General features: G+C 70.1%; 13 protein-coding genes. 6 read left to right on the top strand and 7 right to left on the bottom strand.

Going from position 1 to position 13,500, the window contains the following annotated elements; all coding sequences use genetic code 11:
- Positions 1-5: 5 nt before the first annotated feature.
- The 3 genes from ACF061_RS09885 (at position 6) to pknB (ending at position 5,104) form a co-directional block, all read left to right on the top strand.
- Positions 6-1,445 carry an FtsW/RodA/SpoVE family cell cycle protein gene (locus ACF061_RS09885; RefSeq protein ID WP_392266323.1) on the top strand — a complete coding sequence of 480 codons (1,440 nt, stop codon included), beginning with the start codon at positions 6-8 and terminating at the stop codon, positions 1,443-1,445.
- Positions 1,442-2,923: a penicillin-binding transpeptidase domain-containing protein gene (locus tag ACF061_RS09880; protein WP_392266322.1), complete on the top strand. Its 1,482-nt coding sequence runs from the start codon at positions 1,442-1,444 to the stop codon at positions 2,921-2,923. The genes ACF061_RS09885 and ACF061_RS09880 overlap by 4 nt, the downstream gene beginning before the upstream one ends.
- A gap of 171 nt (positions 2,924-3,094) precedes the next feature.
- Complete coding sequence (gene pknB / locus ACF061_RS09875; RefSeq protein ID WP_392266321.1) at positions 3,095-5,104, top strand: Stk1 family PASTA domain-containing Ser/Thr kinase; 2,010 nt, start codon at positions 3,095-3,097, stop codon at positions 5,102-5,104.
- A gap of 90 nt (positions 5,105-5,194) precedes the next feature.
- Here pknB and ACF061_RS09870 read toward each other — a convergent pair whose 3' ends face one another.
- The 5 genes from ACF061_RS09870 to ACF061_RS09850 all read right to left on the bottom strand — a co-directional run bounded on the left by ACF061_RS09870 (position 5,195) and on the right by ACF061_RS09850 (position 8,863).
- The gene (locus ACF061_RS09870; protein WP_392266320.1) at positions 5,195-5,935 is read right to left on the bottom strand and encodes a class E sortase; all 741 of its coding nucleotides are present in this window, start codon (positions 5,933-5,935) and stop codon (positions 5,195-5,197) included.
- 15 nt (positions 5,936-5,950) lie between these two features.
- Complete coding sequence (locus ACF061_RS09865; RefSeq protein WP_392266319.1) at positions 5,951-7,195, bottom strand: class E sortase; 1,245 nt, start codon at positions 7,193-7,195, stop codon at positions 5,951-5,953.
- Complete coding sequence (locus ACF061_RS09860; protein WP_392266318.1) at positions 7,192-7,830, bottom strand: aminodeoxychorismate/anthranilate synthase component II; 639 nt, start codon at positions 7,828-7,830, stop codon at positions 7,192-7,194. The genes ACF061_RS09865 and ACF061_RS09860 overlap by 4 nt, the downstream gene beginning before the upstream one ends.
- A complete protein-coding gene (locus ACF061_RS09855; RefSeq protein ID WP_392266317.1) occupies positions 7,827-7,988 on the bottom strand; it encodes a hypothetical protein in 162 nt (53 codons plus the stop codon). Before ACF061_RS09855 ends, ACF061_RS09860 begins: the two co-directional genes overlap by 4 nt.
- Before the next feature lie 95 nt (positions 7,989-8,083).
- Complete coding sequence (locus ACF061_RS09850) at positions 8,084-8,863, bottom strand: DUF881 domain-containing protein (protein ID WP_392266316.1); 780 nt, start codon at positions 8,861-8,863, stop codon at positions 8,084-8,086.
- Between the two features lie 141 nt (positions 8,864-9,004).
- On the opposite strand from ACF061_RS09850, the gene crgA reads away from it, so the two are divergent.
- Positions 9,005-9,259 carry a cell division protein CrgA gene (crgA, locus tag ACF061_RS09845; protein WP_392266315.1) on the top strand — a complete coding sequence of 85 codons (255 nt, stop codon included), beginning with the start codon at positions 9,005-9,007 and terminating at the stop codon, positions 9,257-9,259.
- A gap of 402 nt (positions 9,260-9,661) precedes the next feature.
- On the opposite strand, the gene ACF061_RS09840 is transcribed toward crgA, so the two are convergent.
- Positions 9,662-10,600, bottom strand: a complete 939-nt coding sequence (locus ACF061_RS09840; protein WP_392266314.1) for a rhomboid family intramembrane serine protease — start codon at positions 10,598-10,600, stop codon at positions 9,662-9,664.
- A gap of 113 nt (positions 10,601-10,713) precedes the next feature.
- Positions 10,714-11,274: a peptidylprolyl isomerase gene (locus ACF061_RS09835; RefSeq protein ID WP_392266313.1), complete on the bottom strand. Its 561-nt coding sequence runs from the start codon at positions 11,272-11,274 to the stop codon at positions 10,714-10,716.
- A 368-nt stretch (positions 11,275-11,642) separates the two neighbouring features.
- Here ACF061_RS09835 and ACF061_RS09830 point away from each other — a divergent pair, with 368 nt between their 5' ends.
- Together ACF061_RS09830 and ACF061_RS09825 are read left to right on the top strand one after the other, a co-directional pair.
- Complete coding sequence (locus ACF061_RS09830; RefSeq protein ID WP_392266312.1) at positions 11,643-12,356, top strand: DUF5324 family protein; 714 nt, start codon at positions 11,643-11,645, stop codon at positions 12,354-12,356.
- Positions 12,357-12,599: 243 nt separating this feature from the next.
- Positions 12,600-13,400 carry an SAM-dependent methyltransferase gene (locus ACF061_RS09825; RefSeq protein WP_392266311.1) on the top strand — a complete coding sequence of 267 codons (801 nt, stop codon included), beginning with the start codon at positions 12,600-12,602 and terminating at the stop codon, positions 13,398-13,400.
- The last annotated feature ends 100 nt before the right edge of the window (positions 13,401-13,500 follow it).

The following is a 13,500-nucleotide window of genomic DNA, read 5'->3' as shown; positions in this document are numbered from 1 at the left end:
ACACGATGAGCAGTACTTCCAACACGTCGACGCACCACACGTCCACGATCGGCGCCATCGGCGCGCCCAGCCGGCGCAACACCGAGCTCGCGCTGCTGGTCTTCGCCGTCGCCATCCCCGTGTTCGCCTACGCCAACGTGGGCCTGGCCATCAACGGCCAGGTGCCCGGCGGTCTGCTGAGCTACGGACTGGGCCTCGGTCTGATGGCCGGCGTCGGCCACCTCGCCGTCCGCAAGTTCGCCCCGTACGCGGACCCGCTGCTGCTCCCGCTGGCCACGCTGCTGAACGGGCTCGGGCTCGTCGTCATCTGGCGGCTCGACCAGTCCAAGCTGCTCCAGTCGCTGCCCCACTACTTCCAGGCCGCGCCCCGGCAGCTGCTGTACACCGCGCTGGGCATCGCGCTGTTCGTCGTGGTGCTGATCTTCCTCAAGGACCACCGCGTCCTGCAGCGCTACACGTACATCTCGATGTTCTGCTCCCTGGTCCTGCTGATCCTGCCGCTGGTGCCGGGCCTCGGGGCCAACATCTACGGCGCCAAGATCTGGATCAACATCCCCGGCCTCGGCTCGCTGCAGCCCGGCGAGTTCGCCAAGATCGCCCTGGCGGTCTTCTTCGCCGGCTACCTCATGGTCAAGCGCGACGCGCTCGCCCTGGCCAGCCGCCGCTTCATGGGCCTGTACCTGCCGCGCGGCCGCGACCTCGGACCGATCGTGGTCGTCTGGGGACTGTCGATCCTCATCCTGGTCTTCGAGACCGACCTGGGCACGTCGCTGCTGTTCTTCGGAATGTTCGTCATCATGCTGTACGTCGCCACCGAGCGCACCAGCTGGATCGTCTTCGGTCTGCTGATGTCCGCCGCCGGCGCCGTCGGCGTGGCGAGCTTCGAGTCGCACGTGAAGATGCGCGTCCAGGCCTGGCTCAGCCCCCTCAACGAGTACAAGCTCAGCCAGCAGGGCGTGCTCGGCCACTCCGAGCAGTCGATGCAGGCGCTGTGGGCCTTCGGCTCCGGCGGCACCCTCGGCAGCGGTCTCGGCCAGGGCCACTCCGACCTGATCCGGTTCGCCGCCAACTCCGACTTCATCCTCGCCACCTTCGGCGAGGAACTGGGCCTGGCCGGCATCATGGCGATCCTGCTGATCTACGGCCTGATCGTGGAACGCGGCGTGCGCACCGCGCTGGCCGCCCGCGACCCGTTCGGCAAGCTGCTCGCCGTGGGCCTGTCCGGCGCCTTCGCGCTCCAGGTCTTCGTGGTCGCCGGCGGTGTCATGGGACTCATCCCGCTGACCGGTATGACCATGCCGTTCATGGCCTACGGTGGCTCCTCCGTGCTGGCCAACTGGGCGCTGATCGGCATCCTGATCCGGATCAGTGACACCGCGCGCCGCCCGGCCCCCGCCCCCGTCTCCAACCCCGACGCCGAGATGACCCAGGTGGTCCGCCCGTGAACAAGCCCCTGCGCCGGATCGCCATCTTCTGCGGCCTGCTCGTCCTCACGCTGCTCATCCGCGACAACTGGCTCCAGTACGTCAAGGCCGACAGCCTGAAGAACGACGAGCTCAACCGCCGGGTCACCATCGCCCGCTACTCCGTCCCGCGCGGCGACATCATCGTCGGCGGCTCCCCGGTCACCGGGTCCACCGAGACCAAGAGCAACGGCCTCAACGACCTGAAGTACAAGCGGACCTACAAGAACGGCCCCATGTGGGCGCCGGTCACCGGCTTCGCCTCGCAGTCCTTCGGCGCCAACCAGCTGGAGAACCTCGAGGACGGGATCCTCACCGGCAACGACGACCGGCTCTTCTTCCGCAACACCCTGGACATGATCACGGGCAAGCCGAAGCAGGGCGGCAACGTCGTCACCACGCTGAACGCGGCCGCGCAGAAGGCGGCGTACGACGGCCTCAAGGGCCGCGGCAAGGGCGCCGTGGTCGCGCTCGAGCCGTCCACCGGCAAGATCCTCGCGCTTGCCTCCTACCCGTCGTACGACCCCTCGACGTTCGCCGGCACCTCCAAGGCGGACGGCGAGGCCTGGAACAAGCTCCTGAAGAAGAACGACCCCAGCGACCCGACGCTGAACCGGGCGCTGCGCGAGACCTATCCGCCGGGCTCCACCTTCAAGGTGGTCACCGCGGCCGCCGCGCTGGAGAACGGCCTGTACACCTCCGCCGACGCGCACACCGACTCGCCGGACCCGTGGACCATGCCGCACACCACCACCCCGCTGCCCAACGAGGGCAGCATCCCCTGCAAGAACGCCAGCATGCGCGAGGCGCTGCGGTGGTCCTGCAACACGGTGTTCGGCAAGATCGGCGCCGACCTCGGCAACGACAAGATGCTCGCCGAGGCGAAGAAGTTCGGCTTCACCAGCGAGCAGTTCACCCCGGTCCGCGCCGCCGCCTCGGTGTTCTCGGACAACATGGAGCCCTCGCAGGTCGCCCAGTCCTCGATCGGCCAGTTCAACACCGCCGCGACCCCGCTGCAGATGGCCATGGTCGTCTCGGCGGTCGCCAACGATGGCAAGCTGATGAAGCCGTACATGGTCGACAAGCTCCAGTCGCCCAACCTCGACACCCTGGAGCAGACCCAGCCGGAGGAGCTGAGCCGACCGCTGTCCTCGAAGAACGCCCAGATCCTGCAGTCCATGATGGAGACCGTCGTCAAGGACGGCACCGGCAAGAACGCGCAGATCGGCGGCGTCACCGTGGGCGGCAAGACCGGTACCGCCCAGCACGGCGTCAAGAACAGCGAGAAGCCGTACGCCTGGTTCATCTCCTACGCCAAGACCAGCGACGGGAGCTCCCCGGTCGCGGTCGCCGTGGTGGTCGAGGACGACAACGCCAACCGTGACGACATCTCCGGCGGCGGCCTCGCGGCCCCGATCGCGAAGAACGTGATGGAGGCGGTCATCAACTCCAAGAAGTGACCCCGCTCACGCCCCCTTCACATCGGTGCACGTTGCGATACCGGTCCTGTATCGGGTGACGGGCTTGGCCAGGTCACACAGAGCCGGGCGGGTACGGTAGGCCCGGACGGCAGCCTCCGGCCGCGCGCACCCGCGCCGGCCGGGACCGACGGAGAGGGCTGGTAGGGAACTATGGAAGAGCCGCGTCGCCTCGGCGGCCGGTACGAGCTGGGCCATGTGCTCGGCCGTGGTGGCATGGCGGAGGTGTACCTCGCGCACGACACCCGCCTGGGCCGCACCGTGGCGGTGAAGACGCTGCGCGCCGACCTGGCGCGTGACCCTTCCTTCCAGGCCCGGTTCCGCCGGGAGGCCCAGTCGGCCGCCTCGCTCAACCATCCCGCGATCGTCGCGGTGTACGACACGGGCGAGGACTACATCGACGGGGTCTCGATCCCGTACATCGTGATGGAGTACGTCGACGGCTCCACACTCCGCGAGCTCCTGCACAGCGGCCGCAGGCTGCTGCCCGAGCGCTCCATGGAAATGACCATCGGCATCCTCCAGGGCCTGGAGTACGCCCACCGCAGTGGCATCGTCCACCGCGACATCAAGCCGGCCAACGTCATGCTGACCCGCAACGGTCAGGTCAAGGTGATGGACTTCGGCATCGCCCGCGCGATGGGCGACTCCGGCATGACGATGACGCAGACGGCCGCGGTCATCGGCACCGCCCAGTACCTCTCGCCGGAGCAGGCGAAGGGCGAGCAGGTGGACGCCCGTTCGGACCTCTATTCGACGGGTTGCCTCCTCTACGAGCTGCTGACGGTCCGCCCGCCGTTCGTGGGCGACTCCCCGGTCGCGGTGGCGTACCAGCACGTCCGCGAGGAGCCCCAGCCGCCGAGCGTCTTCGACCACGAGATCACGCCCGAGATGGACGCGATCGTGCTGCGCGCGCTGGTCAAGGACCCCGACTACCGCTACCAGTCGGCCGACGAGATGCGCGCCGACATCGAGGCGTGCCTCGACGGCCAGCCGGTCGCGGCCACGGCCGCGCTGGGCGCGGTCGGCTACGGGGCCTACCCCGACGACCAGGCGACGACGGCGCTGCGCTCCGACCCGGGCGCCGCCGCGGCCACGACCATGCTGCCGCCCATGAACCCGGACGACGGCGGCTACGGCTACGACGACCGCCCCGACCGGCGCCGTCAGCAGAAGAAGTCGAACACCTCGACGATCCTCCTGGTCGTCGCCGGTCTGCTCGTCCTGGTCGGCGCCGTCCTGATCGGCAAGTACGTCGTCAGCGGCCACGGCGGGGGCGACGGCAAGGTGCTCGTGCCCAACTTCGTCGGCCAGACGAAGACGGACGCCACCAACTCGGCGGAGAACGTCAGCCTGAAGGTGACCTTCACGCCGAAGACCTGCGAGGACCAGCCCAAGGGCCAGGTCTGCGCCCAGGACGTGACCAAGGACACCAAGGTCGACAAGGACACCACCGTCAACCTGACGCTGTCCACCGGTGCGCCCAAGGTCCAGGTCCCCGGCGTGGTCGGCCTCAGCCTCGACGACGCCAAGGCGAAGCTGGAGGGCGACGCCTACCAGCTCAAGGTCGAGACCCAGTACCGGGAGTCCTCGGCCCAGGAGAACAGCGTCCTGGAACAGGACCCGGTGATCGGCAAAGAGGTGGAGAAGGGCACGACGGTCACCCTCGTCGTGGCGAAGGCCGCGGAGAAGGCCACGGTCCCCGACGTCACGGGCAAGTCCTGCGACGAGGCGAAGGCCCTGATGCAGGACAACAACCTCCTCGGCAACTGCACCGACGAACCCACCAACGACCCGAACCAGGACGGCAAGGTCGTCCAGACGGTGCCGTCGGCCGGCAGCCCGATCGACAAGGGCTCGCAGGTGACCATCAAGGTCGGCAAGCTGGCCCAGCAGCAGCAGAAGACGCCGGTGCCGGGCGTCCGCGGCAAGCGGGTGTCGGAGGCCGTGCAGATCCTGAAGGCGGCCGGCTTCACCAACATCCGGTTCGACGGCAGCTCGGACGGCAACGCGTTCGTGATCAACCAGGACCCGCAGGAGAACCAGCAGGTCGACAACCCCGGCGGCACGCAGATCACCCTGAAGACCATCGGGGGCGGCAACGGCGGGAACAACGGTGGGAACAACAACGGGGGCAACGGCAACGGCGGCATCTTCGGCTGACCGCCCGGCCGTCCGGCCCTGACGCGACGGAGCCCCGGCGCCCTTTCGAGAGGGTGCCGGGGCTCCGTCGTGCCGGCGGGCGTCACCGCTTCAGCGCAGTTCCTTCGGCGGGGTCCGCTCGGCGTCCACCGCGTCCACCCGGACCAGCTCGCCCCAGACGATGTACCGGTAGCGGGAGGTGTAGACCGGGGTGCAGGTCGTCAGGGTGATGTAGTGGCCGGGCCTGGTCACGCCCGACTCCGCCGGGATCTGCGAGATGACCTTGACGTCGTACTTCGAGGTCTCGGGCAGGATGTCGTAGACCTTGTAGACGTACCACTTGTCGCGCGTCTCGAAGACGATCGGGTCGCCCTTCTCGATCTTGTCGATGTTGTGGAACTTCGCCCCGTGCCCGTCCCGGTGGGCGGCGAGGGAGAAGTTGCCCTCCTTGCCGCTCATCGGAAGGGTCGCCTCCACCGGGTCGGTGTAGTAGCCGGCCACCCCGTCGTTCAGGACGTCCGTCGAGGCGCCCTTCTTGACCAGGACCTCGCCGTCGCCCATGGACGGCACGTGCAGGAAGCCGATGCCGTCCTTGGTGTCCAGCGCGCCGGGGCCGCCGGGGGCGGAGTGGGCCCACTCGTCGCGGACCTTGTGGCCCTGCCTGTCGGCCCTGCGGTCCGCTATGACGTTGGTCCACCAGAGCGAGTAGACGACGAACAGGCCGAGGACCAGGCCCGCCGTGATGAGGAGTTCACCGAGGACGCTGACCGCCACGGCCAGCCGGCCGGGGCGGCGGCGGGCCGCCGCCCGGTCCTCGGTGTGCTCTGCCGTGTCGTCCGTGGTCGCTGCCACTGTCGCATCTGCCCTTTAACTGACGAGCGCATCCGGCTTGCCCTTGCTGCGCGGCCGTTCCTCGACCATCTTGCCCCAGACGATCAGCCGGTACTTGCTGGTGAACTCCGGCGTGCAGGTGGTGAGCGTGATGTAGCGGCCGGGGCCGGTGAAGCCCGAGCCCCTGGGGACCGGGTCGAGGACGCCGGTGTTGGCCGGCGATGTCACCGGCAGCATCCTCGTCATCTTGTAGACGAAGTACGTGTCCTGCGTCTCGACCACGATCGGGTCGCCCGGCCTGAGCCTGTTGATGTACCGGAACGGTTCGCCGTGGGTGTTGCGGTGGCCGGCCAGCCCGAAGTTGCCCGTCTTCGCGCCCGGCATCGCCGTGTCGAGGTCGCCCGGGCCGTAGTGCCCGACCATGCCCTTGTCCAGGACCCTCGTCTTGCTGGTGCCCTCGGCGATCGGCGCCACCACGTCCAGTACGGGGATGTGCAGGATGGCGAAGCCCTGTCCCGGCTCGAACGTCCCCGGGTTGCGCTTGCCGCTCGCCCAGTCGTCCTGCAACTGGTGCGTCTCGTTGCCCGCCTCCGCGTGCGCGCGGACGTTCGTCCACCACAGCTGGTAGGCGACGAACAGCAGCATCACCACACCAGTGGTGATGCACAGCTCGCCGATGACCCGGCTGGCGACCACGCCCGGCCCGGCCCGGCGGGCCCGTGCCCGTCGGCGGGCCTCCACCCGGGACAGCGGGGCGTCGTCCGCCCCGCCCCCCGCCGAGGACGCACCGCCGAACCCGTCAGCCCCACCGGTCCCCGCCGCACCAGCGGTCCCGGCGGCTCCGCCATGGCGGCCGTGGCGGCCCCTGGCGGCCTTCCTGCGCGCCGCACGGCCCTCGTGCGGCACTCCGCTGCCCGGCGCGCCGGAGGGGGCTCCAGAGGCCGCCGGAGGCGGATCCGGAACCCGCAGCGCCATCGTCTCGTCGTCGGCCGGGGCCGGGTGCCGAGGACGACGGGTCCCTGGCCCCCGCGGGGCCGGCCGCTCCGAGCGGTACGCCGCCGAGCCGTACGGGTCGTAATGCGCCGGACCGGGGGCGCCGGCCTGCGCCGCCGAGCCGTGCGCGCCGTGCGAGTCGTAATGCGCCGGACCAGGGGTGCCGTCGTGCGCCGCCGAGCCGTGCGGGTCGTACGGCGCCGGGGCGTACGGCTCCCCGGCGGCGTCGTACGCCTCCGTGCCGTACCAGTCCGCGCCGGACTCGCGCTCGGGGCGCAGCGCGGTCACGCCGTGGCCCTGCCCACCACCGGGGCAAGCCCCGCCGACCTCGCCACGGCCTGCTGGTCGCCGCACTCCGCCAGCCAGTTGGCCAGCATCCGGTGCCCGTGCTCGGTCAGCACCGACTCGGGGTGGAACTGCACGCCCTCGACGGGCAGCTCGCGGTGGCGCAGGCCCATGATGATGCCGTCGGGCGTCCGGGCCGTGACCTCCAGCTCGGGCGGCACGGTCGCGGGCTCGGCGGCCAGCGAGTGGTACCGGGTCGCCGTGAAGGGGGAGGGCAGCCCCGCGAAGACGCCCTTGCCCTCGTGCTCGACCGGCGAGGTCTTGCCGTGCAGCAGTTCGGGCGCGCGGTCCACGACACCGCCGTACGCCACCTGCATCGACTGCATGCCCAGGCACACGCCGAAGACGGGCACGCCGGTGGCGGCGCAGTGCCGGACCATGTCCACGCACACGCCGGCCTGCTCGGGGGTGCCCGGCCCCGGCGAGAGCAGCACGCCGTCGAAGCCGTCCTGGGCGTGCGCCGTCGACACCTCGTCGTTGCGCAGCACCTCGCACTCGGCGCCCAGCTGGTACAGGTACTGGACCAGGTTGAAGACGAAGCTGTCGTAGTTGTCGACGACGAGAATCCGCGCACTCACTGGTTGTCCACCGTCACATCGTTGAAGGGAAGCAGCGGTTCGGCCCACGGGAAGACGTACTGGAACAGCACGTAGACCACGGCCAGTGCCAGCACCAGTGAGATCAGCGCCTTGGACCACGCGTTCCCCGGCAGATGCCGCCAGATCCAGCCGTACATGCCGTCCCTTCCGTCTCGCCACGGCACCGGATTCACGCCGTACGGGACCAGACTAACGGCGCGGTGCCCCCTGTTTCCCGGCCTGTGGAGAACCGCTACGCCACCGGCTCGGCGTAGTGCAGGTCCACGGCGCCCGAGTAGCCGGGCAGGGTCCTCGTGCCGTCCTCGGTGACCTTCCAGCCGAGGCCGTAGACGTTGACGTACACCATGTAGTTCTGGATCGCCGGGGAGTTCGCGAGCGCCTTCTGGAGCTTGTCCGGGTCGCCGACCGCCGTGATCTTGTAGGGCGGCGAGTAGACGCGGCCCTGGAGGATCAGCGTGTTGCCCACGCAGCGCACCGCGCTGGTGGAGATCAGCCGCTGGTCCATGACCTTGATGCCCTGGGCCCCGCCGTTCCACAGCGCGTTGACCACGGCCTGCAGGTCCTGCTGGTGGATGACCAGGTAGTCGGGCTGCGGCTCGGGGTAGCCGGGCAGCTTGGCGGTGGCGTTGGGCGGGGCGTCGTTGAGCGTGACCGTGACCGCCTTGCCCGTGACCGGGCGGGTGCCCGCGTCCTTCTCCAGGCCGGACAGCTTCCGGTCCTGCGCCTCGGTGCCGCCGCCGTCGCTCTGGGCCAGGGATTCGACGTCGTCGCGCACGGCGGCGTTGGACTCGTCGAGCTCCTTGTTCTTGCGGCTGCGCTCCTGGATCAGGTCGGACAGCTTCAGCAGGGAGGTGTCGGTCCGGATGTTGGTGCCCTTGGCCGTGTTGAAACTGGTGAAGAAGATCAGCCCGGCGAGGGCGAAGACGGCCACGGTGAGGATCCGCACGGGCCGGAAACGACGCGTGCGGGCCGGGCCGGTGCCCGTCCCGGGAGAGTCGGCTGAATTGCTCAACGTACCCTTATCTCCTTAGGCGCCGCGGAAGCACTACGCTAACGGACGCCCGGGGGAGCGCCAGGTCTCCCCTTGTACGCTGCTCCGGAGCCAGTCCAGTTCCCTGCGCGGCCACGCAGCGCATCGACAGGAGAGACCCTCGTGCCGAAGTCACGTATCCGCAAGAAGGCCGACTACTCACCGCCGCCCGCGAAGCAGGCCGCGGTCATCAAGCTGGAGAGCCGCGGCTGGGTGGCGCCGGTCATGCTGGCGATGTTCGTCATCGGCCTGGCCTGGATCGTCGTCTTCTATGTGACCGACGGCTCGCTGCCCATCGACGCGCTGGACAACTGGAACATCGTGGTGGGCTTCGGCTTCATCGCCGCCGGGTTCGGCGTCTCCACGCAGTGGAAGTAGGCCGCCGGGCAGAGCGCGGCGGCCTCCGCTGACATGGTGAGACCCTCCGCCGGAGGCGGTGGAGGGGTCCGCCGGGCGGGCCGGGTCCGCCTTCGCCGGACGTGGTGAAGGCGATACCGCCGTGCGGTGAACACAGCTCTGCCCACGGCTATCCGCTGAGTTATCCACAGGCCTGGTCGAATTTCCACACGAAGCCTGGGGAAAACCCGACGATCTGTGGATAACCAGTCCCCCATTGACACCGGTACGACTGTCACACTGTCCTCGGAAACCTGTTCGCCCCCTGTCTGACCTGCACACATGCGGGTCGGCGACAGGGGGCGCAGTCGCTCCAACACACTGTGCACAAGATCCGGCACAGACTGTGGACAAAGATGATCAGGGGTCGGTCACCGGTCGTTCTCAGGTGAGCTGGGTCGTCCTCAGCACCGTCATGACCACCACCGCGGCCAGCACCAGCGCACAGGTGCCGTACTGGACGAGGGACCGCCGCTCGCGCGGTGCGTGGACCATCGCGTAGCCCACCAGCACCCCGGCGACCAGGCCGCCGATGTGGGCCTGCCAGGCGATGTTCCCCCAGCCGAAGGTGAAGACCAGGTTGATCACCAGCAGGGCGATGACCGGCCGCATGTCGTAGCGCAGCCGGCGCATGAGCACGGCGGTCGCGCCGAAGAGGCCGAAGATCGCGCCGGAGGCGCCGAGCGAGGCCTGCGACGGGGAGGCCAGCAGATAGGTCAGCGCGCCGCCCGCCAGCCCCGAGACGAGGTAGAGCGCGAGATAGCGCACCCGGCCCAGGGCCGCCTCCAGGGGGCCGCCGATCCACCACAGGCTCAGCATGTTGAAGAGGATGTGCCAGATCTCCTGGTGCGCGAACATCGACGTCACCAGGCGGTACCACTCGCCCTGCGCGACACCCGACGTCGGGGTGAACGGCGCCGGCGGCCAGGAGCCCACGAGGACCAGGCGGTCGAGGAGCGCGGGGTGCACCCGGATCGCGATGAACACCGCGAGGTTGAGCCCGATGAGGATCTTGGTCAGCAGTCGCGGGTCGGTGGCCATCGTGCCGCCGGCCAGGGTGCGGGGCCGGGAGGCGGCGGGCGCGTGCCCCGTGCCCGATCCGCCGCGCACGCACTCCGGGCACTGGAACCCGACGGAGGCGTTCACCATGCACTCGGGGCAGATCGGCCGCTCGCAGCGGACGCAGCGGATGCCGGTCTCGCGGTCCGGGTGGCGGTAGCAGGTGGGCAGGCCCTGGGCGCCCTGCGGCCCCGGGTCCGCCGGGCCGCGGCCTGCCGCGCCGTGGTCGGCCGGGCCCTGCGGGTGGCCTGGTGCCTGGTCCATGGGGTCCTCTCAGGTCTCGTCGTGGGAACGCGCCGCCCCGCTCATCCTTACGGACGAGCGGGGCGTTTGGTTCCCTCGCTCCGCGTTCCGCGCGGAGGACGGAGGAACGGCTCTCAGACCTTGTCGATCTTCACGTCACCGGCCTGGTCGCCGCCCTTGATGACGACCGTCTCGATGACGACGTCCTGCACCGGGCGGTCGGTGCGCGGGTTGGTCTGCGTGGTCGCGATGGAGTCCACGACCTTCTGGCTGGCCGCGTCGGCGACCTCGCCGAAGATGGTGTGCTTGCGGGTCAGCCACGCCGTCGGGGAGACGGTGATGAAGAACTGCGAGCCGTTGGTGCCCGGGCCCGCGTTGGCCATCGCCAGCAGGTAGGGCTTGTCGAAGGCGAGGTCCGGGTGGAACTCGTCCTTGAACTGGTAGCCGGGACCGCCGGTGCCGTTGCCCAGCGGGTCACCGCCCTGGATCATGAAGCCACTGATCACCCGGTGGAAGACCGTGCCGTCGTACAGCTTCGCCGTGGTCTTCTCGCCGGTGGCGGGGTTGACCCACTCGCGCTCGCCCTTGGCGAGTTCCACGAAGTTGCGGACCGTCTCGGGGGCGTGGTTCGGCAGGAGCCGGACCTCGATGTCGCCGTGGTTGGTCTTCAGGGTGGCGTGGAGCTGCTCAGCCACGATCTGCCTTCCGTTGTCTTCCGGTAACCCCCCGATCCTCGCACGACGGTCGCCGTACGTCGCCCGGCGACCTCTTCCGGGCGGGCATCCGCCGGAATCGGTTGCGGAAATCGGGGCGAGTCTTCCCGGGTCGGGAGCGCGACGCGACGATCCGTGGCATTGTCGACGAAAAGCTCCCGATGCCCGTATTCATCTGTCGTCGTATTTGATCGTCTCTCGTCGACCCCTTGAACGGAAGGGCCGCCGGGAGGCCCGAGCTCCCGCCCACCCGGATGCCCGTGCACACATGCCTCCGGGTCCGTTCACAGGCATGATCCGCAAAAGGGTGGACAGTCGGATTACCGTACGCCACCGAGGAGGAGGAACCCGTGACCCGCATCGACAGCGTGCGCGCCGCGACCGGCTCGGCGAAGGACAGCGTGCTGCACGCCGCGGAAGTGGTGGCGCCCTACGCCGACACGGCCAAGGAGAGGGCCGCGCAGTACGCGCACGAGGCCCGCGTACGGCTCGCGCCCAAGGTGTCGCTCGCCGCCGACCAGGCCCGCGTCCAGTACGGCGCCTACGTCGCACCCCGGCTGGAGCAGGCCCGCGCGCAGGCCGTGGCCCATATGCCGCCCAGGGTCGACCAGGCCGCCCAGGAGGCCGCCGAACGGACCCGCAGGGCCGCCCGGCAGGCCGCCGAGTACTCGAGGCCCAAGATCGAGCAGGCGATGGCGGCGGCCGCGCCGGTCGCGGACGAGGCCGCCGCGCGCGGTGCCGCCGCACTGGTCGCGCTGCGCGGCCAGGTGCCGGCGCAGAAGATCCAGAAGCTGGCCCGCAGGCGGAACCGGCGTTCGCGGGCCGGTCGTGCCATGAAGGCGTTGGCCGTGGTGGGCGTGCTCGCCGGTGGCGCCTTCGCCGCCTGGAAGTGGTGGGACAAGCAGGCCAACCCCGACTGGCTGGTGGAACCGCCGGCCGCGACCGAGGTACCCGAGCCGTCCCCTCTGACCTCGGTGGACGGCAGCGGGGACGCGGTGCTGGACCCCGAGGTCCAGGCGAAGGAGGCGGAGGACGAGGCGGCCGACAACGAGGACCGCGGCTGACGACACCACGCGACGGGCCGGGCCCTCCCGGGGCGGTCCGTGCCCCGGGGCGTCCGGCGCGATGGCCCGGCGACGGCGGTGGAGCGGGAACGACGCAGTTCCCGCTCCACCGCCGTCGCCGGTGCGTGGTGGCGGTGCGCGGGCCCCACGGCCGTCGGCCAGGGCCCCGGTGTCCGCGCCTGGCCAACGGGGCTTCGCCCGGGGCCTTATGACACGGCGTCGACCGTGTGTGATGCTCTGCCCATGACTGAATCACGTGGCGACTGGCGGGACCGGTTGCAGACCGACCGACCCCATTCAGCTCGGGTGTGGAACTACCTTCTGGGCGGCAAGGACCACTATCCGGTCGACAGCGAGACCGGGGACCTGATCCTCAACGCCTTCCCCGAGATCGCCGCGATCGCCCGGGGGCAGCGTGCCTTCCTCAAGCGGTCGGTCCGCTTCCTGACCGCGGAGGCCGGCATCCGTCAGTTCCTGGACATCGGCACCGGACTGCCCACGGCCGACAACACGCACGAGGTGGCGCAGCGCGTCGCCCCCGAGAGCCGCGTCGTCTACGTGGACAACGACCCCATCGTGCTGGCGCATGCCGAGGTGCTGATGCGCGGGACCCCGGAAGGGGAGTGCGCCTACCTCGACGCCGACGTGCGCGACACCGGCCGCATCCTGGCGCGGGCGGCCGAGACGCTGGACTTCTCCCGGCCCGTCGGCCTCATCCTGCTGGGCATCATGGGGCAGCTCTCGGACGCGGAGGACCCCGGACGGGTGGTGCAGGAGCTGATCGCCGCGCTGCCTCCGGGCAGCTATGTGGCACTGAGCGACGGCACCGACACCAGCGAGCCCCTGAAGGCCGCGATCGCCGCCTACAACGGCCAGTCCGCCAACTCCTACCACCTGCGGCCCGCGGAGCAGATCGAGTCCTTCCTCGAAGGTCTGCGCCTCGTGGAACCCGGCCTCGTGAAGACGACGCTCTGGCGCCCCGACCAGGCGGCGAAGTCCCTGGACGAGGGGTACGCCGTCTGCGCCGTGGGCTTCAAGGAATAGCCGCGGCCCGGCCGCCACGGGCGGGCGTACGCCCCGTCACACGGCGGCGCCCTCCGGAACGTCGCGCCGGGCGGCCAGGGGCCGCCCGGGCGACCCGGAA

The sequence above is a fragment of the Streptomyces sp. NPDC015220 genome, assembly GCF_043079345.1.
In the GTDB taxonomy this organism is placed as follows: domain Bacteria; phylum Actinomycetota; class Actinomycetes; order Streptomycetales; family Streptomycetaceae; genus Streptomyces.
This window is presented reverse-complemented; position numbering and strand designations above follow the sequence as displayed.

Coding starts and splice junctions, on each gene's coding strand:
- ACF061_RS09885 (WP_392266323.1), top strand. CDS start 6: ATGAGCAGTACTTCCAACACGTCGACGCACCACACGTCCACGATCGGC.
- pknB (WP_392266321.1), top strand. CDS start 3,095: ATGGAAGAGCCGCGTCGCCTCGGCGGCCGGTACGAGCTGGGCCATGTG.
- ACF061_RS09855 (WP_392266317.1), bottom strand. CDS start 7,988: ATGTACGGCTGGATCTGGCGGCATCTGCCGGGGAACGCGTGGTCCAAG.
- ACF061_RS09840 (WP_392266314.1), bottom strand. CDS start 10,600: ATGGACCAGGCACCAGGCCACCCGCAGGGCCCGGCCGACCACGGCGCG.
- ACF061_RS09825 (WP_392266311.1), top strand. CDS start 12,600: ATGACTGAATCACGTGGCGACTGGCGGGACCGGTTGCAGACCGACCGA.